Source organism: Streptomyces sp. NPDC052236, assembly GCF_044548015.1.
Classification (GTDB): Bacteria; Actinomycetota; Actinomycetes; order Streptomycetales; family Streptomycetaceae; genus Streptomyces.
The window spans coordinates 18,547-38,241 of record NZ_JBIUBL010000042.1; the positions used below are offsets into that span (position 1 = coordinate 18,547).

The 19,695-nt window shown below is 69.3% G+C and carries 12 protein-coding genes and 3 pseudogenes; 6 read left to right on the forward strand and 9 right to left on the reverse strand.

Annotation, left to right across the window (positions count from 1 at the left end):
* Positions 1 to 10: 10 nt before the first annotated feature.
* The 6 genes from ACIHCQ_RS41010 to ACIHCQ_RS41035 all read right to left on the reverse strand — a co-directional run bounded on the left by ACIHCQ_RS41010 (position 11) and on the right by ACIHCQ_RS41035 (position 14,088).
* Positions 11 to 9,439, reverse strand: a complete 9,429-nt coding sequence (locus ACIHCQ_RS41010) for a type I polyketide synthase (RefSeq protein WP_399674099.1) — start codon at positions 9,437 to 9,439, stop codon at positions 11 to 13.
* A 541-nt stretch (positions 9,440 to 9,980) separates the two neighbouring features.
* Complete coding sequence (locus ACIHCQ_RS41015) at positions 9,981 to 10,841, reverse strand: LysR family transcriptional regulator (RefSeq protein WP_399674100.1); 861 nt, start codon at positions 10,839 to 10,841, stop codon at positions 9,981 to 9,983.
* A 204-nt stretch (positions 10,842 to 11,045) separates the two neighbouring features.
* Positions 11,046 to 11,285, reverse strand: a complete 240-nt coding sequence (locus ACIHCQ_RS41020) for a hypothetical protein (RefSeq protein ID WP_399674101.1) — start codon at positions 11,283 to 11,285, stop codon at positions 11,046 to 11,048.
* 1,149 nt (positions 11,286 to 12,434) lie between these two features.
* Entirely contained in the window at positions 12,435 to 13,289 is an 855-nt protein-coding gene (locus tag ACIHCQ_RS41025) for an IS5 family transposase (RefSeq protein ID WP_399674102.1), read from the reverse strand.
* Positions 13,290 to 13,367: 78 nt separating this feature from the next.
* Positions 13,368 to 13,526 (reverse strand): hypothetical protein, encoded by a 159-nt coding sequence (locus ACIHCQ_RS41030; protein ID WP_399674103.1) that lies wholly within the window; start codon positions 13,524 to 13,526, stop codon positions 13,368 to 13,370.
* 280 nt (positions 13,527 to 13,806) lie between these two features.
* The gene (locus ACIHCQ_RS41035; RefSeq protein ID WP_399674104.1) at positions 13,807 to 14,088 is read right to left on the reverse strand and encodes a hypothetical protein; all 282 of its coding nucleotides are present in this window, start codon (positions 14,086 to 14,088) and stop codon (positions 13,807 to 13,809) included.
* 83 nt (positions 14,089 to 14,171) lie between these two features.
* On the opposite strand from ACIHCQ_RS41035, the gene ACIHCQ_RS41040 reads away from it, so the two are divergent.
* The 5 genes and pseudogenes from ACIHCQ_RS41040 (at position 14,172) to ACIHCQ_RS41060 (ending at position 16,980) form a co-directional block, all read left to right on the forward strand.
* Positions 14,172 to 14,399 carry a hypothetical protein gene (locus tag ACIHCQ_RS41040; protein WP_399674105.1) on the forward strand — a complete coding sequence of 76 codons (228 nt, stop codon included), beginning with the start codon at positions 14,172 to 14,174 and terminating at the stop codon, positions 14,397 to 14,399.
* A 12-nt stretch (positions 14,400 to 14,411) separates the two neighbouring features.
* Positions 14,412 to 14,717 (forward strand): annotated as a pseudogene (tpg, locus tag ACIHCQ_RS41045) (telomere-protecting terminal protein Tpg); the annotation flags it as partial.
* Between the two features lie 179 nt (positions 14,718 to 14,896).
* Entirely contained in the window at positions 14,897 to 15,235 is a 339-nt protein-coding gene (locus ACIHCQ_RS41050; RefSeq protein WP_399674106.1) for a rodlin, read from the forward strand.
* A gap of 291 nt (positions 15,236 to 15,526) precedes the next feature.
* A complete protein-coding gene (locus ACIHCQ_RS41055; RefSeq protein ID WP_399674107.1) occupies positions 15,527 to 15,979 on the forward strand; it encodes a CehA/McbA family metallohydrolase in 453 nt (150 codons plus the stop codon).
* Positions 15,976 to 16,980 (forward strand): annotated as a pseudogene (locus ACIHCQ_RS41060) (IS5 family transposase). The gene ACIHCQ_RS41055 and the pseudogene ACIHCQ_RS41060 overlap by 4 nt, the downstream one beginning before the upstream one ends.
* Positions 16,981 to 17,076: 96 nt before the next feature.
* Here the strand turns inward: ACIHCQ_RS41060 and ACIHCQ_RS41065 are convergent.
* The 3 genes and pseudogenes from ACIHCQ_RS41065 to ACIHCQ_RS41075 all read right to left on the reverse strand — a co-directional run.
* A pseudogene (locus ACIHCQ_RS41065) lies at positions 17,077 to 17,685 on the reverse strand (IS6 family transposase); the annotation flags it as partial.
* A gap of 121 nt (positions 17,686 to 17,806) precedes the next feature.
* Entirely contained in the window at positions 17,807 to 18,115 is a 309-nt protein-coding gene (locus ACIHCQ_RS41070) for a hypothetical protein (protein WP_399674108.1), read from the reverse strand.
* A gap of 110 nt (positions 18,116 to 18,225) precedes the next feature.
* Complete coding sequence (locus ACIHCQ_RS41075) at positions 18,226 to 19,191, reverse strand: helix-turn-helix transcriptional regulator (RefSeq protein ID WP_399674109.1); 966 nt, start codon at positions 19,189 to 19,191, stop codon at positions 18,226 to 18,228.
* Positions 19,192 to 19,254: 63 nt separating this feature from the next.
* On the opposite strand from ACIHCQ_RS41075, the gene ACIHCQ_RS41080 reads away from it, so the two are divergent.
* Positions 19,255 to 19,641 (forward strand): VOC family protein, encoded by a 387-nt coding sequence (locus ACIHCQ_RS41080; protein WP_267720470.1) that lies wholly within the window; start codon positions 19,255 to 19,257, stop codon positions 19,639 to 19,641.
* The last annotated feature ends 54 nt before the right edge of the window (positions 19,642 to 19,695 follow it).

Consider the following 19,695-nt stretch of genomic DNA (forward strand, 5'->3'; position numbering starts at 1 on the left):
CCTTCAGGGCTTACTTGAACGTTTGATCGATGAGGTCGAGCAACTCGTCCGCCGACGCCGAGGCCACCAGCGTCGCCAGGTCGGCGGAATGGGCCGGGGTACGGGCCGCGCCCAGGGTCCCCAGCAGTGCCTGCAGCCGGTCCACGATCTGCCCGGTCGTGTCGTCATCGCCGACCCCGCCGCGCAGCGCCGCCTCCAGCTGATCAAGTGCGGCGAGGCCCGGCTGGACGGACGGTACGAGCTCCGCCGCCAGGTGTGCGGCCATTTCCGGCGGTGTCGGATAGTTGAAGACCACGGCGGATGACAGCCGTAGCCCGGTGGCCGAGTTGAGGCGGTTGCGCAGCTCGACCAAGGTGAGCGAGTCGAACCCCAGTTGCATGAACGTCCGGCCGGAGCGGGCCACCTCCGCCGCGTCGAGCCCGGACACCGCCGCCGCGTGCCCGCAGACCAGATCCAGCAGGGCCCGGTCCCGTTCCCCTCCGGTCAGCTCCGTGAGCCGTGCCGCGAGCGAATCCGCTCCGGTGACCGGCGCCGCGGGTGTCACGCGCGCGTCCGCGGCCGGGACCAGCCCCCGGAGGACCGGTGGCAGCCGCGTGCCCAGGCCGCGCAGCGCCGTACGGTCCAGCCGGGCCGGAACCACCATCGCCGGCTTCGCCGAGAGCGCGAGGTCGAACAGCGCCAGACCGTCCTCCATCGACAACGGCACCAGGCCGGTCCTGGCCATCCTGGCCCGGTCGGCGTCGGTGAGGGTCCCCGCCATGCCGTCCTGATCGGCCCAGAGCCCCCAGGCCATGGCGACCGCCGGCAGCCCGGCGGACCGCCGCCGCTGGGCGAGAGCGTCCAGATACGCGTTGGCCGCCGCGTAGTTGCCCTGCCCGGCACCCCCCACCACGCCCATGATCGAGGAGAACAGTACGAACGCTGTCAGCTCCCGGTCCGCGGTGAGCTCGTCCAGATGGCGGGCGGCAGCGATCTTCGGGCGCAGCACGGCATCCAGCCGCTCCGGGGTGAGCGCGGTGACCACCCCGTCGTCCAGCACGCCGGCGGCGTGCACCACCGCCGTGAGGTCCACCCCATCCAGCAGCTCCGCGAGACTGCCACGGTCGGCGACATCGCAGGCGGCCACGGTGACGGCCGCGCCCAGCCCGCTCAGCTCCTCGACCAGTTCGCTCACACCCGGCGCCTCGCCACCGCGCCGACTGACCAGCAGGAGCTTCCGGGCGCCGTGCGCGGTGACGAGATGCCGGGCCAGCTGCCGGCCGATCCCGCCGGTGCCTCCGGTGATCAGCACCGTACGGGTCGGGTCGAGCGCCGTCGGCAGGGTCAGCACCACCTTGCCCACGTGCCGCGCCTGGCTGACGTACCGGAACGCCTCTTCCGCCCGGCCGACGTCCCACGTGGTGACCGGCAGCGGTCGCAGCTCACCACTGCCCAGCAGGGCGAGTACCTCGGTGAGCATGTCGGCAATCCGCTCGGACGGCGCCTCCAGCAGGTCGAAGAACCGGTAGTCCACCCCGGGGTGCTCGTCGGCCACCCGGCCCGGATCGCGCAGGTCGGTCCTGCCCATCTCGATGAAGCGGCCACCGCGTGGCAGCAGCCGGAGCGAGGCGTCGACGAACTCGCCGGCCAGGGAGTCGAGTACGACGTCCATCCCCCGGCCCCCGGTGGCGCTGCGGAACGCCGGTTCGAAGTCCAGGTTCCGCGACGAGGCCAGCTTGTCCTGGTCCAGGCCCAGGGCGCGCAACGCCTCCCACTTGCCGGGTGAGGCCGTGCCGTATACGTCGGCGCCCAGCCATTGGGCCAGCTGTACGGCGGCCATCCCGACTCCGCCCGCGGCGGCATGGATCAGCACGGACTCTCCGGCGCGCAGCTCCGCCAGGTCGACCAACCCGTGGTAGGCGGTCAGGAAAACGAGCGGTGCCGAGGCCGCCTCGACGAACGTCCAGCCGGCCGGCATCACCGCGACCCGCCGCTGATCCGCGATCGCCACCGGGCCGAAAGCCCCGGGGAACAGGCCCATCACCCGGTCTCCGACCGCCAGGCCGGAAACCCCGGGCCCGACCTCGGTGATCACGCCGGCTCCCTCCACGCCGAGGGCCCCCGCTTCGCCCGGGTACAGCCCGAGGATGTTCCGTACGTCCCGGGAGTTCACGCCGGCCGCCCGCACCGAGATCCGGACCTGGCCATACGTCAGCGGAGCGAGCGACTCTTCATGGGCCGCGAGGGTCAGCTCGGCCGGGGTCCCCGGCTCGGTGAACGCCAGTCGCCACGCCCGGCTCCCGGACGGCGGGACCAGCTCGCCGGCCGTGTCGGCCGGAACCAGCCGAGGCGTCAGCGGCTCACCGCCGCGCACCGCGAGTTGCGGCTCGGCGGCGACCAGCGCCAGTGCCCCGGCACAGTCGGCCGGTGACTCGACATCGAGCAGTGCGACCCGGTCCGGGTGCTCCGTCTGCGCCGAGCGGGCCAGCCCCCAGAGGGCCGCTTCCGCGGGATCGGACACGTCGGCATCCGCGGTGGTGGCGACCGCCCCCCGGGTGACCAGCACCAGGCGTGAGCCGGCCAGCCGGTCGTCGGACAGGAATTCCCGCAACAGCTCCAGTCCCCGGTGCACGGCCGAGCCTTGGGACGACATGGGTACGTTGGACCGCATGGGTACGGTGGACCACATGGGTACGCACACGAGGTCCGGAGCCGGTTCACCGGCCTCCAGTGCCGCGGCCAGGGTCGTCAGGTCCGGGTAGCCCGGTCCAAGACCCAGGTCCGTGTCGCCGAGCTCCACGACCAGTGCCGGGGCGCCCGGTTCGCCGGCCGGCGCCGGGAGCCAGTCCAGCCGGTACAGCGCCTCGCTCACGCTCGCGCCGCTCGCCGCCGGCCGCAGCACCAGCTCCCGTACCTCGGCGACCGGCCCGCCCAACTCGTCCGTGAGGGTCAGCGCCATCGCGCCGGGACCCCGCGGGGACACCGCGACCCGGACCGCCCGGGCTCCGCGCTGCCACACCGACACTCCGTTCCAGGAGAACGGCAGCACCCGCCGGCCGGTCTCGGCCAGGGTGTCGGCCACGCTCGCGTGCAGTGCGGCGTCCAGCAGTGCCGGATGCAGAGCGTACGATCCGGCGTCATCGGCGATCTCCGGCAGCGCGACCTCGGCGAAGATCTCCTCGCCCCGGCGCCAGAGCGCCCGCAGGCTCTGGAAGACCGGGCCGTACCGGTATCCGTTGTCGGCCAGGTTCCGGTACCAGCCGTCCAGCGGGACCGGCTCCGCGCCGGCCGGCGGCCAGGTTTCGGGCCCGCGAGCGGCCGGGGCCGCCTGCCCCCGGAGCGTGCCCCTGGCGTGCTGGGTCCAGGGCTCTTCGCCCCCGTCCGGCCGGGCGTGCACGGTCAGTGCCCGGCGGCCCTCGTCGTCGGGCGCGGCCACCGTCAACTGCAACTGGACCGCTCCGTGTTCGGGAAGCGGCAAGGGCGCGGTGAGGGTCAGCTCCTCGATCCCGGGACAGCCGACCTGTGTGCCGGCGCAGCCGGCGAGTTCCAGGAACGCCGTGCCCGGCAGCAGTACACCGTCGAGCACGTCGTGATCCGCGAGCCAGCCGGGCGACTTCCGGGAGACCTGGCCGGTGAACACCACCTCGCCCGACCCGGCCAGCTCCACGGCCGCCCCGAGCAGCGGATGCCCGGTGCCACCGAGCCCTAGGCGGGACACCTCGCCGCCGGCGGGCGGGCTCGGCAGCCAGAGGCGCCGGCGCTGGAAGGGGTACGTCGGCAGCTCGACCGGACGACCGCCGGGGAACACCGCGGTCCAGTCCGGTGTCGCGCCGCGCACATGCGCCCCGGCCAGCGCGGCGGCCACCGTACGCTCCTCGGGCCGGTCGCGGCGGAGCGCCGGCAGGAACACCACCGAGTCGTCGTCCAGACAGTCCTGGCCGAGCGCGGACAGTACCCCGTCGGGCCCGAGCTCGATGAAAGTCCGCACGCCCAAGGCGTACAGAGTCTCCAGGCCGTCGGCGAGTCGCACCTCCTGCCTGACTTGCCGGGCCCAGTACTCCGGCGTGGGCTCGATCGGCCGACCGGTCACCGTGGATACCAGACCGATCCGGGGTTCGGCGTGCCGCAGGCCGGCGGCGATCTCCGTGAACTCGGCGAGCATGCCGCCCATCCGGTGCGAGTGGAAGGCGTGGCTGACCGTCAGCTTCCGGACCTTGCGGCCCGCGTCGGCGAACCGGTCGGCGATCTCGGCCACCGCATCGGTGTCTCCGGAGATGACGACGGCGGCCGGGCCGTTGACGGCCGCGAGACTCATCTCGTGCTCCCGGCCGGCCAGCAGCGGCGCCATCTCGGCCTCGGATGCCTGGATCGCGGTCATCGCGCCGCCGCCCGGCAGCGCCTGCATGAGCCGGGCCCGCGCCGAGACCAGTCGGCAGGCGTCGGGCAGGTCCAGCACTCCGGCGACATGCGCGGCGGCCAGTTCGCCGATCGAGTGCCCGAGCACCTGGTCCGGCATCAGGCCCCGGTGCTCCAGCAGCCGGAACAGCGCGACCTCCAGGGCGAACAGGGCGCTCTGGGTGTAACGGGTACGATCCAGCGCCTCGGCGTCGCCGAACATCACCTCCCGCACCGGCTGGGCGTGCTCGGCCGGTGCCAGGCCCGCGGCGATCAACGGGTCGAGTTCGGCCGTTACCGCATCCAGCGCGGCGGCGAACACCGGCTCGGATTCGTACAACTCCCGGCCCATGCCGAGGCGTTGGCTGCCCTGGCCGGTGAACAGGAAGGCCATCTGGTCCTGGGCACGGGCCTGACCGACGATCAGCGACGGGTCGGGCTCACCGCGGGTCAGCGCGGTCAGCGCCCGGACGGCGTCTTCGCGGTCCGCACCGAGCACGACCGCCCGGTGGTCCAGGGCCGCCCGGGTGGTGGCGAGCGCGAAGCCGAGGTCCCGGGTGTCCGCGTCGGCGAGCCCGCGCCTGGACTGTCCCTCACCGAGGGCGTCGAGCAGCGCTGCCGCCCGGGCCCGCAGCGCCGGTTCGGTCCGGCCCGACAGCGCCCAGAGCGGAGCGCCCCGGCCCGCCGCGACCGCCGCTACCGGCGCGTTCTCTCCGGCCCGAGCGGTTTCCTCGACCGGGGGCGCCTCCTCGATCAGCACATGCGCGTTGGTGCCGCTGATCCCGAATGAGGAGACCCCGGCCCGCCTCGGCCGACGGCCACGCGGCCATGGCCGCGCCTCCGTCAGCAGTGACACCGCGCCGTCGGACCACTCCACATGGGGGGACGGTTCGCTGACGTGCAGGGTACGGGGCAGCTCTTCGTTCCGGAGCGCCATGACCATCTTGATCACGCCGCCGACACCGGCCGCCGCCTGCGCGTGCCCGATGTTCGACTTCAACGAGCCGAGCCAGAGCGGTTCACCGTCCCGCCCCTGGCCGTAAGCGGCCAGCAGCGCCTCGGCCTCGATCGGATCGCCCAGCACCGTACCCGTGCCGTGCGCCTCGACCGCGTCCACCTCGTCCGGCCGCAGCCCGGCGTCAGCCAGCGCGGCCTGTATCACCCGGTGCTGCGCCGCGCCGTTCGGCGCCGTCAGTCCGTTGGACGCGCCGTCGGAGTTCACCGCGCTGCCGACCAGTGTGGCGAGTACTCGGTGTCCGTTGCGCCGGGCGTCGGACAGCCGCTCCAGCACCAGTACGCCGACGCCCTCCGACCACGCGGTGCCGTCGGCCGCGGCGGAGAAGGGCTTGCACCGGCCGTCGGGGGCCAGGCCGCTCTGCTGGGAGAACTCCACGAACATCCCGGGAGTGGACATCACCGCCACCCCGGCGGCCAGCGCCAGCTCGCAGCCGCCGGACCGCAGCTCCTGGGCCGCGAGATGCATGGCCACCAGCGAGGAGGAACAGGCGGTGTCGACCGTGACCGCCGGTCCCCGCAGCCCCAGCGCGTAGGAGATCCGGCCGGAGATCACGCTGGAGGTGGTACCGGTCAGTCCGAAGCCCGCGACACCCGTCCCGGCCTGATGCAGCCGCGGCCCGTAGTCGCTGGGCATCGCACCGGCGAACACCCCGGTCTGGCTGTCCCGGTAATCGGCGGGGGCCAGCCCGGCCCGCTCGACGGCTTCCCAGGACGTCTCCAGCAGCAGTCGCTGCTGCGGGTCCATCGCGACAGCTTCCCGCGGTGAGATCCCGAACAGCTCGGCATCGAAATCGCCGACGCCGGGGAGAAAGCCGCCATGACGGACGTAGGAACTCCCCGGCCGGGTCGCGTCCGGGGCGTACAGGCCGTCGAGGTCCCAGCCGCGGTCGGCGGGGAAGGCGGAGATCGCGTCCCGCTCCTGGCTGACCAGCTCCCACAGCGCCTCCGGTGAGGACACCCCGCCCGGGAACCGGCATGCCATCCCGATGATCGCGATCGGCTCGTGCCGGTATCCGGTCCCGGCGCTGATCGCCGGCCCGGGCTCCGGGGCGATCAGCGCCTCGGCCAGTTCCGCCGGGCTGGGGTGCCTGTACACCACGGCGGTGGGCAGTCGGCGGCCGGTCGCCGCGACCAGTCGGTTGCGCAGTTCGACGGACATCAACGAGTCGAATCCGAGATCCTTGAACGTCAGTCGCGGCGGGACCTCGGCGGACGAACCGCTGCCGAGCACGGCGGCGCTGTGCGCCAGGACCAGCTCAAGCGCCGCCGGCCCGGTCAGCCGGGCGCCGGACCGCGCGGGCTCGGTCATTGGGTCCGGCTCCGGCTCCGGCTGGGCGGTCCCGGGAACGGACGGCGCCGTCGCGCCCCGGCGCTGTCCGTCGATCCAGTGCCGCCGCCGCTGGAACGGGTAGGTCGGCAGTTCGGCCCGGCCGCGGCCGGCGGGCAGCACCGCGGTCCAGTCCACGTCGACGCCGTGGCAGAACGCCTCACCGACGGCGAGCAGGAACCGGGCCAGGCCGCCTTCGCCGCGCCGCAGGGTGCCCACGGCGGCGGCCGGCACGCCGGCGGCCTCCGCGGTCTGCTGCACTCCGAAGGCCAGCACCGGGTGCGGGCTCATCTCGATGAAGACCTCGTGCCCCTCGGCGAGCAGGCCCGAGATCGCCGGCTCGAACCGCACGGGATCCCTGAGATTGCGGAACCAGTACGGGGCATCCAGTTCCTCGCCGGACAGCTCACCGCCGGTCACCGTGGAGTGGAAGGGCACCTGACCGGCCAGCGGCGTGATGTCGCCCAGGACCGCGAGCAGTTCATCGCGGACAATGTCCACGTGCGGGCTGTGCGAGGCGTAGTCGATCGGCACCCGGCGGGTCCGGACCGCCTCGCCGTAGCGGGCGGCCAGTCCGTCGAGGGCTTCGGGATCGCCGGCCACCACGGTCATCTCGGGTGAGTTGACGGCCGCGACGCTCAGCCCCGGCTGCCCGGCGATGTCCTGGCGGACGCGTTCCACGGACAGTGCGACGGCGAGCAGTCCGCCCTGGCCCGCGAGCCGGTTCATGGTCCGGCCGCGCAGGGCGATCAACCGGGCGGCGTCGGCAAGGCTCAGCGCCCCACTCACGGTCGCGGCGGCGATCTCACCCTGGGAGTGCCCGACAACGGCCGCCGGCTCCACCCCCACCGACCGCCACAGCTCGGAGAGGGCCACCATCACCGCCCACAGCGTCGGCTGTACTACTTCATCGCGGTCCAGGCCGGGGGCCGACAGGTGACCGCGCAGCACCTCGATGACGGACCAGTCCAGGTGGTGGCGGAGTTCACGGTCGCAGTCGCCGATCCACTGGGCGAAGACCGGCGAGGAGTCCAGCAGTTCCGCAGCCATTCCCGCCCACTGCGAGCCCTGGCCGGGGAAGACGAAGACCGCTCGGCGGGGTGGGCCGGCATGCGCGCCGGTCACCACGCCGGGGGCGGTGCCACCGTCGGCGATCGCGGCCAGCGCGGCCAGCAGCCCGGTCCGGTCGTCGCCCACCAGGACCGTGCGCCGTCCGAAGGCCGTACGGTCAGAGGCGAGGGCCCGGCCCACCGCGGACAGGCCGAGATCGGGGCGGGTCCGCAGGTGTTCGCACAGCCGGGCCGCCTGGGCGCGCAGGGCCGCGTCATCACGCGCGGAGAGCAGCCACGGAACGGGCCCGGGTCGGTCGTCCGGTCCGTCGTCCGGTCCGTCTCCCGCCGCGACGGGCTCGTCGGCCCACTCCGAAAGCACCAGGTGACAGTTGGTGCCGCCCATACCTATGGAGGTCACTCCGGCGATCAGGGACTGGTCGGGCCGGGGCCAGGGGCCGGTGCTCGTCCGAACCGCCAGTCCCATCTCGTCGAAGGGTACGAGTGGATTCGGCGTATCAAAATTCAGACTCGGAGCCAGCTCGCGCTCGCTGATACATAATACGGTTTTGATTAGTCCGGCAATACCCGACGCGCCCTCCAAATGCCCGATATTGGTCTTGACCGAGCCAATCAGGAGTGGGTTGCCTGCCGTGTGGGATTCCGCGAAGACCGCGCCGAGGGCGGCGGCTTCAATGGGGTCGCCCACTTTGGTGCCGGAGCCGTGAGTTTCGACGTACTGTACATCTCCCGGTGCGACCTCAGCCTGCTGGAAGGCCTCGCGGATCACTCGCTCCTGCGCTTCACCGTTGGGCGTGGGAAGCGACTTGCTCGCGCCGTCGTTGTTCACCGCCCCGCCTCGGATCAGACAGAGAACCCGGTCACCGTCGGCGATGGCGTCGCGTAGTAGTTTCAATGCCACCAGACCGCCGCCCTCGCCCCGGACATAGCCATTGGCCCGGGAATCGAAGGCATAACATCGACCGTCGGGAGAAAGGCTGCCGAATGCCGTCAGGGCATCCGTGCTCGCCGCGGCCAGGTTCAGATTGACTCCGCCGGCCAGGGCCAGGACGGACTCCCCCCGACGCAGACTCTCGCAGGCCAGATGCACTGCGACCAGCGCGGATGACTGAGCGGTGTCGACCACCATGCTGGGTCCTGACAGGCCCAGAGCATAGGAGATCCGATTCGCGATGATACCCCGGTGCAGCCCGGTGACGGTGTGGCCGCTCAAAACGTCAGGACCCTGTCCGTGCGTGAGCGTCGCGTAGTCATCCGAAATCGCGCCGACGAACACCCCGGTTCGACTGCCCCGGATGCCGGCCGGCACAATGGCCGACTTTTCCAGTGCTTCCCAGGCGAGTTCCAGCATGAGCCGCTGCTGCGGGTCCATCGCCGCCGCCTCGCGGGGCGAGATGGAAAAAAACGGAGCGTCGAATTCGGCTATTCGCTCCACGAAGCCGCCACGCAAGGAAACATCACCGGAAGGCCGTGAAAGCTCTGCGCGATCGGACGGCGGCGCGCCGATAGCGTCTTTGCCGCCTTGCAGCAATCGCCAGAACTCCCCTGGATTCTCCCCCTTCGGGAATCTGCAAGAGAGTCCGATCACGGCAACGGCAAATTCGGGATCAACATTTTCCGGACATGGCTTCGCCAACGCAGCACTGGTCACGATCAAGCGCCCCCCGTGGAGATCAAACAGCAAATCCCAGTAGTCCGCTGGACGCTAACACCAGAGCGAAGGCTGCTCAAGGAAAATTACAGCGAGTGACGTTGATTTTGGCGCGCGCACGACGATTCACGGAGGGGTACCCGATATTCGGCACGGCACGGAGGGCGCATTCCGCTTAATGTGGACCCCCCCGCGGAAAGCCACTCCGGAAGAGTCGATATCGGAGTCGTCGCGATATCCGGATGAGCGGGGAGACGTGCTGGCCACACAGCTGCGACGCGCCCCGGAGACGGCGACCCGGAGGCCCGCCCCGGACGATCGCCACGAGTGTTGCGGCAGCCCTCGGCAGGGCGGGCCGACCGTAGTCGCGACCGCCCCTACGCTCCTGTCGAGATCTCCTCAGGACAGGATATGAGAACGATATAACCGTCACGCTGAGTGTCCGAAAGATTGCGCCTTTCGTGGCGAACTGCCCCTGTTGCATATGAAGTTGTCTCAGACCAAGCCCCGGGATCAAGCCCCGATCAACGGCTTGACGGCACTACGTCCAGTGCGGCGCGCCGAACATGTCCACGTAGGCCCGCACCCACGCCGAACCGTTCCCCCGCCGCCAGGCGAGCACCAACCGGGTGGGTGGCACGCCTTCAACCGGCCGGTAGGTGATCCCGTCGATCGCGTGCAGCTGGGCAGTGCGGCCCGGCACCAGCGCGATGGCTCCCTGCCACATCACCGCATGCAGACACTCGTCCAGCGAGTGCACCTCTGGGCCGCGGGCGACAGCGGTCGGCTGCCAGAAAGCCCGCCAGAGCGGATCCACGGTCTCCGGCAGCCGAACGGAAGCGCAGCTTTCCAGGTCGTCGCGAGTCACCTGCGACTTCGCCGCCAGCGGGTCGGTGGTCCGCATCGCGGCGATGCAACGACCTTCGTACACGGTCCGGGTCGACAGCCCTGTCTCGTCGAACGGGGCCCAGGTGATCGCCACGTCGACCAGCCCGTCGGCCAGCCCGATCGTCGGATCGGCCAGGCTGCCCTGGTGCAGGTGGACCGTCACTCCCGGATGGCGATTCCTGAAGTCCGCCGCGACGGACGCCGACAGCGCCACCTCGCCCGGGCCCAGCAGACCGACCCGCAGACTCCGCGCACCCGCCGCCTCCCGAACCCGCTCTCGCGCGCGCTCCGCTGCGGTGAGCAGCGCGTACGCCTCCTCAAGCAGCACTTCTCCGGGCCCCGTCAGCCGCATGCCCCGCGGGCCGCGGACGAAGAGCGCGCAGTCCAACTCAACTTCCAGCTCCCGGATGCGCAGGCTGAGCGGCGGCTGAGACATGTTCAGCCGACGTGCGGCGCGGCCGACGTTGCCCTCCTCGGCCACCGCGACGAAATACCGCAGTCGGCGCAGATCCATGCGGGCACTATACCGGGAAGCTCGCTATCCAGTGCCAATCAGTATTGGACACCTGCAAGGGAGCGCTGATGTACTCGTGGAGTGCTCAAACGACTGGTGAGATGTTCCGGATCCGCCTCTACCACAGCAAGCCTCACAAGGGGAAGAAGCGCGTCAAGTCCGCGCACCAGTAAGCCGCGAGGCGCGTCCGTGACGGCCGGCCAACTATTCGCCCAGGCGGCACAGCCATGCGGCGCCGGCCACATCCGTCTTGCGGCCGGGCACGCCCTTGGCGCGCGGCGTTGACCAGGTCACGTTCAGGTCGTCTTCCAGCAGGCAGAAGGCCCCGCGCCAGTAGTCCGTCGCTTCCATCACCTGTTGCCTGCCGGCCTCCCGCATCTTGCCCGCGTCGAGAGTGCGGCGCGCCTCCCGGAGCGTCTCTCCCAGGGCCAGGAGCTGCTGCACTTCGGCAGGCTGGTCACGGACGAACCGGTTTGAGACCCAGGCAGCGAGCGTCGGCCGGCGCAGCGCGGCGATCCTCTGCGCGGCTTGCGGGCCGCCACGAACTCGTCCGGCCGCACCGCGTACACGGGCGGGCGCGGCATTCGCTGCGCCCGCCCGTTTCGTCGTGCTGCCCGGCAGGTCCTTTACTCTCCGTGACGCACGGCACCCGTTGGCCGAGTTCCCGCAGCGAGGTCGGGAGGGACTCGAATCCCGCGAGGGATCGCGATCCTTGAGCCTGCCGCAAAGGCCTCCTGACCTGCGGTTTCTCTGGTGTGCATGATGTGCGGTGTGGGCGTTACGGGCGATATCCTGACGCTGAAATGACGCTCGCGACGCTCATTTGACGCTCGTTTTGATACGTCATCAGGTAGCCGCAAGGTCCAGATCAGAAGCCCACTCGATGGTCCGATGTAGTCGAGACTTTTGCCGCGCTATTGCGGGATCTTGTGAGGAACCGCGCAGAATGACCAGGCGTCCCGTCAGGGATCACTTGTCGCGGAAGAGAGCAGGCAGCTCCGTAACCTGCTGCGATGGGTGGTCGCACCGCGTTGACCAGCAGGAATGGTCTTTCGGGTGTTTCACGCTCATGCCCGTTGATGCAGCCGGAAGTCCCAGGGGACTCCCACGCCTCCCGCTACTCTTTCGGTTCTATGCGGGGCGTCAGGGTGTGGTGTGGGCTGGTGATCATGCATCGATGGTCCGCCCTGAATGAACGGCGACGGACACTTCTCGATCGGCCTGCGGCTGGTGAGAATCCCGGTCGGCGCTCGGGGGTGGGATCAACCCCGCATGCGCGGGGATCACAATATGGGCGCGCTCACCCGTTCGCCGGCACGGGACCAACCCGTAGGCGCGGGGATCACCGTACGGAGCCTCTTACTCGTGCGAGACCGAAGGGACTACTGAGGATCTTTGCGTGGTGTCGGACCACAGGCGCCGGTCGCCGCAGTTCACAGCGGCCCTCGTCTGCGACATTACGCGGCGAAATTCAGAAGCTGTGTCACATCTCCTTTTGCAGGTCACGGGCTTGATCCGTGGCGGTGATCCTGTTTGCCGTTCGGTTGGGCGTCGATGGGCGGACATCCGAACGGCAGGGCAGCGTCCTGGTCTTCAGGCGAGAGTGAGGGCGGCTGGCAACGTCTCGGCCTGGCGTCGGGGCCGGGCCAGGCGGCGTGACATGAGCGTGATGAACGCCCACTGGCTATGGGCTTCGGCGTGGGACATGAGCCGTTCGTAGTCCCGCGCGTTGCGCCGGGCCCGCATCGTCCACGAATTGCTCCGCTCCACCACCCACCTCTTGGGCAACAGAACGAAGCCCTTGGCATCCTTGGGACGGGGAACGACCTTGATCGTGATGCCCAGGGTGTCCCGGGCCCAGGTGGCGAACTCCTCGCCGCCGTAGTCGTTGTCCGCCCAGACCAGGACGATTTCGGGGTGTTCGGCGTTCAGGCGGGTGAGCAGGATGCGGGCCGCGTCGCGGTCCTGGACGTCGGCGGGGGTGACGAGCAGGTCGACGAGCAAGCCGTCCTGATCAACGATCAGATGTCGTTTCCGCCCATTTATGTGCTTATTTGGATCGTATCCGCGCGTCGCGTTCGACACTGTTTCCGTACCTTTGACGGACTGGGAGTCCACGATCACCCGCACCGGCCACGGACAACGCCGACGGCGCAGCCGCAGCCGTCGGCGGAGCTGGTCCAGGATCCGCTTGAGGGCGCCGGCCTTGGCCCAGCGGGCGAAGTAGCCGAAGCAGGTGCGCCAGGGGATGCCGAAGTCGGCGGGCAGCGCGCGCCACTTCGCCCCGTTATCGGTGATGTAGCGAATCGCGTCGACCACACGACGCCTGGGCCACTTCTCGGGTGCGCCGCCCTTTGGCGTCTGACATGCGGGAACGGGCAGCAGCGGTGTCAGCAGGAACCATTCCAGGTCGCTGGTGTCGGAGGGGTAGCGGTAGCAAGGGAGCATGAGGAGGTCTGGGCCGCGACCGGTGGGGCAGGAGCCAACTGCGGTGCGGTCGCGGCCCGTTGCCTTCCCTCTTCGGGTTCACTCCAGGTTGGCCAGCAGCCCAGGGGTGGACTCGATCGCACCGATCTGGGCCATGACGGTACGGATGTAGGGATCGTCCGGGGTCTTCTTCTGGTGCGCGAGGAGGATCCCTTCGATGAAGTTCTTGATGCGGTGGCGCTCGGTCTCGAAGAACACCCGCTCGTTCGGCGGCGGCCGCGGCGTCGCGCGGGAAGCCGAGCTGTGCGAAGCCGCCCGGATCGCGGCCCGCGCCGATGAGCTCCATGTCGGGCGACACGCGAGTGTCAGTGCTTCCGACAGCGGAAGTGTCAGTGGCTGTGGGGCTCGTATATGAGGACGCCCATCCCGATGAGGCAGATGACGGAGCCGGTGACGTCGTAGCCGTCGGGGCGGTGGCCGTCGGCGACATGCCCCAGGCGATTGACCCGGCGACGAAGACACCCGGGACTCCCTGTGCTCAGGTTGGATACAGCGCGACCAATAAGCCTGTCCCAGCACCAAAGAGAATGAAAGTCACGCCCCACCAGTGCATTGGCACGGCCCACATCGTGTGTTCCCTGCCGTACCTGTTGAGGTGGCGGCCCCAAAACCAGAGCACCAGGCATGAGACGAAGCCTCCTACTGCTCCACCTAGATTCTCGTTGTTGGCGAGGTCCTCGCCAACTGCGCTGCCGATTACCAGCCCCAGTATGAGGATCGGGAATGTCACCCAACCCCAACCGCTCCAGGCGATGATCATTCAGTCTCCCAGTCTTGCGGTCCTCACCGACCTCGACGACTCGGTGCTCTTCCATGCGCACCATGCCGGCAGCGTCTCATTCCGTGTCGCCAGCCACTGACGTTCTGACGTCGTCCGACAGCCACATCACACTCGGGCGGCCTCATTTCACCGCCAATCCATGTGTGGTCAAGCAGCTCAAGGGCACCAAGGCCGCCGCCCAGGCGCTCGGGATCTCCCAGCGCACGGTGGAGCGGTACGTCTCGGGCAAGCTCAAGCGGCCCCGTCAGGAGCTGCGCGGCCGCCTGGAGCGCGAGGTCAAGAAGCGGTAGCAGCCGCAGACCCGCGCGAAGGCGAGGAAGAAGGCGGCGTCCACGGACGGCCTGGTCCTCTCCACCCGCGCCCGGTTCGGATTCGAAGCCGCCGGGGGCACGACCGACGACGCCCGGATCCGCGACATCACCCAGGCCCTGCCGCCCCAGTGGGCCGACCGCTTGTTCACCGCCCGCGAGCAGGGCGCAGGCGAACGGCAGCTCCAGCAGCTCGCGGCCGACGGCCTCGCCCAGATGTACTTCCGCGCCAACGACAGCCGCGCGCACGGCCTCGGGGTGGAGTTCACCGACGTGGAATGGCTCGACATCGAGCTGTAGGCCCGATCAGCGCAGACGCCTCGTCCCCGGCATTGAAGCGATGCAGTTGGTCAATTCGCTACGTCGCGTGACCTTCGGTTCCAAGACCTGGTTGTGGCCCTGGAACCGAAGGTCACCATGGTCAAGGACAGCGCGCCCCACCGTGACGGAGGCCCCGGAAGGGCGTTAAACAGATCATGATGAAGAAAATGATCGTCGTAACTGTGCTCGCAGTCTGCTTCCTGGGCATCGCTCCTCAGGCGATGGCCGTCGGCGAGCACGGCGGCACAACGAGTCTCAACGACACCCGTGCCGAGCACGACGCGCTGAACAAGCCCTGTCTCGGTGTTCCTGTCAAGGCCAACATCGGTTCCCTCGTCGGCCTCATCAACATCGCCGTCCAGGACATCCCGATCCTGTCGGCTCCGCAGATCCAGCTGTGCACCGAGAACCCCTTCCCGCCCAAGGACGACGAGCCGATCCAGCACATCTTGGACCAGATTCCCGTCCTGTCGGGCAACGGTATGGACAACCACTGACCTCGAAGTCCATCGCACCCCTTGAGCTGGGGTGTTGCGACGACCGCTAGAACTCAAGATCACGCTGGAGGGCGGGGCTTCGCGCCGTCGCGCCAGACGTTGGCGTCAACTCCCACGGGCTGCCCCGGTCCTACGGCCTGCCATGTGGTGGCGGGCCGCAGCACCGGCGGGTGGGATGGTCAGCGGGTGCTGAGAAGCTGTGTCACATCCTCTTTCTGCAGGTCACGGCGTTACGGCTTCTGGTGGTGGACGCGTGGCCAAGGTGCCCGCTGGCAGAACTAGGCTGCTGGAATGGATACGGGTGACAAAGCGGGAAGAGGTTTTCAGGTGTCTCAGTTCCCGCCGACGCGGGTGGCCGATCGCGGGCGTGGTTGGTACCGAGGTGACTGCCATGTGCATTCGGTGCCCTCAGACAGCGGCGAGCTGACGCCGGCACAGCTTGTGGCAGGTGCCCGTGCGGCAGGACTTGACTTCCTTGCGACCACGGAGCACAACACTGCCGAGACGCATGGCGCCTGGAGCCAGCACATCGGCGACGATCTGCTGGTGATCTTGGGCCAAGAGGTCGCCACGCGGACCGGACACTGGCTCGCGCTGGGGGTCCGCCCAGGTCAGATAGTTGACTGGCGCTATGGCGTGCGAGACAACGTGGTCGACCGGCATCTAGGGCCTGTATCGAGTCGTGATCAATTTGTGGGAATCGCCCTCGCGGCGGGGCCTGGACCGGTAGATCTTCTTGTGTGACGCGAGTGCAACTGACGGATGCGGAGTGGGAGTTCATCGGGCCGTACCTGCCGATCGGCGAGTACGGCCCGTACCCCGAGCGGCTGCGGCAGCAGTTCGAGGGTGTGATCTGGCGGTTCAGGACGGGCGGGCAGTGGCGGGAGATGCCGCGGGAGTTCGGTGCCTGGTCGACCGTCCACAACCGCTTCCGGCAGTGGCGTGACGCGGGCGTCTTCGAGGCACTGCTGGAGGGGCTGATCGCGCAGGCCGCGAAGCGGGGCGAGGTGGACCTGTCCCTGGTCAGTATCGACTCCACCACCGCGCGGGCCCATCACGACGCTGCCGGGATGCACCTGGACCAGGACGTCCTCACCGCCCTGGAGAAGGCTGCCGCAGAGGAGGAGAAGGCCAGGTCAAAGGGGGCGGCTGCGACGAACAAATCGGGCAGGACACCAAAGATGATCCCGAGTGGGAAGAGCGACGACGCATCCGGCGTCGGTGGAAACTCCGGCTGAAGGCCGCCCTGCTCGGTCGGTCGAGGGGTGGGCAGACCAGCAAGGTCCACCTGGTCGCCGACCGAAAGTGCCGCCCGCCGGCGTTCGTCCTGACCGCGGGACAGGCCGCGGGACAGCCCGCAGTTCATCCCCGTGCTCAAGAAGATACGGGTCCGCGGGCCCGTCGGCCGCCCCCGCACCCGCCCGGACGCGGTCGCTGGGGACAAGGCCTACTCGTCCCGCAGCAACCGGGCCCACCTGCGCAAACGCCGTATCAAGGCAGTCATCCCCGAGAAGAAGGACCAAGCTGCCAACCGGAAGAAGAAGGGCTCCAGGGGCGGTCGGCCCGTCAGCCATGACGCAGACCTCTGCAAGGAGCGGAACACCGTCGAGCGGCTGATCAACAAGCTCAAGGCCTGGCGAGGCATCGCCACTCGGTATGACAAGACCCCGGACAGCTACCTCGCCGGCCTTCACCTGCGCGCCTCGATGATCTGGATCAAAGACCTCGCCCGGACCACCCCTTGATCACAACTCGATACAGGCCCTAATGCTCCAGCAGGATTTCGGAGTCTGACCTGCGGGTTTCACCGGGCGGCTGGAGTACTAGAGCTCCGGTTCACCCTGAGCCGCACCGGGTGAGCGGAAGCCTTTCATAGCGCGTTCGCGTTGCCGGGTGGGCTGGTGGGAGTTCTCCGCCCGGTTGTTCAGGTACCGGGACTGCCGGTGCTCCACCGAGGGCATCAGCTCGCGGTGCGCCACCCCGTAGCCGCGCAGCTGGTCGGTCACCAGCACCCGCGGCATTCGGCACTACCTCTTCACAATCTTGCGGAAGAACCGCTTCGCGGACTTGGCGTCCCGCCTGCTCTGCACCAGGATGTCCAGGACGTTGCCGTCCTGGTCCACCGCCCGCCACAGGTACCGCCGCTCGCCGTCGATCTTGACGAAGACCTCGTCCAGGTGCCACTTGTCCCCCGGGCGAGGTTGGCGGCGCCGCAGGCCGGCGGCGTAGGCCGGGCCGAACTTCGCACACCACTGCCGCACCGCCTCGTAGGAGACGGCGATGCCGCGGGCGAGCATCAACTCCTCGACCTCGCGGAAGCTCAGCGGGAACCGGTGGTACAGCCACACGCAGTGCGCGATGACCTCCGCCGGGTGTCGGTACCCCCTATACGACGGCGGCGCACTCTCCACGAACGATGACCCCTCCAGCCCGATCAACCAGAAGATCATCCCACGCCATCAGCCAACGTGACAGTGCCCTGCAGCAACTGCGCCGCCCGGCCCACCTGCTGGCAGTGCGGGAGTACGCCAGCAGGCGGCCAGCGGCTGTCCATCAGGTTCGAGGCAAAGCTCAGTCCTCGTCTTGGTAGCCGTCCTCGGTGCCGTCCACGTCCGCGATTAGAGCGAACAACGACCGCTTTGGGGCGATCGGCAGGGACAGGGTTCCTTGAGCGGTTCCGTCCATGTTCGTAGCCGTGGCTGTCCAGGGCACCGTCAGCGTCCCTGACAACGGATGTTCGGTCACGGCCACGAACGCCACCATGTCCTCAGACAGCCCGACCCTCAGGTCCTCCGCTGGGAAGACAACAGTCGTCCCCTCTACCTCGATGTCCCACCGTGACGGCACGGCACTGGGCACCCCACCCATGAAGGACTGCACGATGGAGGACCCCAACGGGTCGAAGTGGAACCGATTCACGGGCCCGTACGGGCGGGGAGCCTCGGGGAGACCACTCGGAAAGGGCACCCTTCTGTCCCGCGCAACGCCCGCTACCGGGGCTGACCGCCCCCATTGTCCTCGAACAGGTCTCGGGTACGGCGCAGCAGCGCCTCCCGTACGTGGTCCGGTGACAGGATCCGTAGCGTGGTGCCCAGGCTGAGGAGGTATGTGGCGAGCTGGTCGGCGTTGCTGCCGCCGATTTCGACGATGGTGGCATCGGGGCCGTCCGGGTGATGGGTGCCGATCGTGGGCGGGACCAGCCGTAGCGCCTGGTCCATGGGGTGCGCTAGCCGGACTGTGACATAGAGCGGGTACACGACGCCCGCGATGGATCGAGAGACGAGGAGCGCCGGGTCGGGCGGGTCGACGAGTTCGACGGTATGTCCGGTCGGCTGTACCTGTACCACCCGGTCGGCCCGGAATGTCCGCCACTGGTCCCGGGCCACGTCCCGGGCGACGAAGTACCAGCGGCGGCCTGTGTGTACCAGGCGGTAGGGGTCGATGTCCCGAACAGTGGCCTTCCCCGCATGGTCGCGGTACGAAAGACGGGTGCGCTCGCCACGACGGCAGGCGGCGGCCAGTTCCAGCAGCACGCCGGGCGAGATCTGACGTCCCTCGGGCCTGGGAGTGTGTACGAAGGTCGCATCCATCTCCCCCAGCCGGTCCGCGATTCGGGGCGGTAGGACCTGCCGTAGTTTCAACAGCGCCGACAGCGCGGCCTGGTCGCTGCCCAGGACGCCGCTGAGCGCGGCCTCTCGCAGCGCGACGGCCACGGCAAGCGCCTCCTCGTCGTCGAGGATCAGCGGTGGCACTCGGGTGCCACCGCCGAGGCGGTAGCCGCCCCAGGGTCCGGGGTCGGACTCGATGCCGTAGCCGAGTTCCCTCAGCCGGGCGATGTCCCGCCGGACCGTGCGGTCGGTGACCGCCATTCGCTCGGCCAGCTCGCGGCAGGTCCACGTCGGTCGAGTGGACAGCAGCGAGACCAGTCGCAGCAGGCGGGCGGAGGTGCTGATCACATCCCGAAGTGTTCCCCATGACCAGGACCGGAACTGTCCTGGTTCCGTCATAGCGTCCTCCCCATGAGTACCGAACCCACATCCGGACCCGCAATCCGCTTGCTGTCCGTCGACTTCGATTGCCCGGACCCCGCCGAGCTGGCCCGCTTCTACGGCGACGCGCTCGGCTTGCCCGTCGTCTACTCCAGCGACGACTTCATCCTGCTCGGCCGGGAGGGTTCACCTGGACTGGGCTTCATCCGGGTGGCCGACTACCGGCGTCCGACCTGGCCGGACCCGTCCCAGGGCAAGCAGGCTCACATGGAACTGGGCGTCGACGATCTGGACGCCGCCCACGCACGGATGCTGGCACTGGGCGCCATGGAACCCCCTGTCCAACCGCACCCCGATCAGCGGAGGGTCCTGCTGGACCCCGCAGGCCACCCCTTCTGCATCTCCACGCAGGACTGAGCATCAGCGGTCGGCCGACGACCACGGCCGCGCGCCCACGCAAGGTGGCGAACT

What these genes read in the sequence shown, in the direction of transcription:
- ACIHCQ_RS41015 (WP_399674100.1), bottom strand. Translation starts at nt 10,841, where the DNA reads ATGGATCTGCGCCGACTGCGGTATTTCGTCGCGGTGGCCGAGGAGGGC.
- ACIHCQ_RS41025 (WP_399674102.1), bottom strand. Translation starts at nt 13,289, where the DNA reads ATGCTCCCTTGCTACCGCTACCCCTCCGACACCAGCGACCTGGAATGG.
- ACIHCQ_RS41035 (WP_399674104.1), bottom strand. Translation starts at nt 14,088, where the DNA reads ATGATCATCGCCTGGAGCGGTTGGGGTTGGGTGACATTCCCGATCCTC.
- ACIHCQ_RS41050 (WP_399674106.1), top strand. Translation starts at nt 14,897, where the DNA reads ATGAAGAAAATGATCGTCGTAACTGTGCTCGCAGTCTGCTTCCTGGGC.
- ACIHCQ_RS41055 (WP_399674107.1), top strand. Translation starts at nt 15,527, where the DNA reads ATGGATACGGGTGACAAAGCGGGAAGAGGTTTTCAGGTGTCTCAGTTC.
- ACIHCQ_RS41080 (WP_267720470.1), top strand. Translation starts at nt 19,255, where the DNA reads ATGAGTACCGAACCCACATCCGGACCCGCAATCCGCTTGCTGTCCGTC.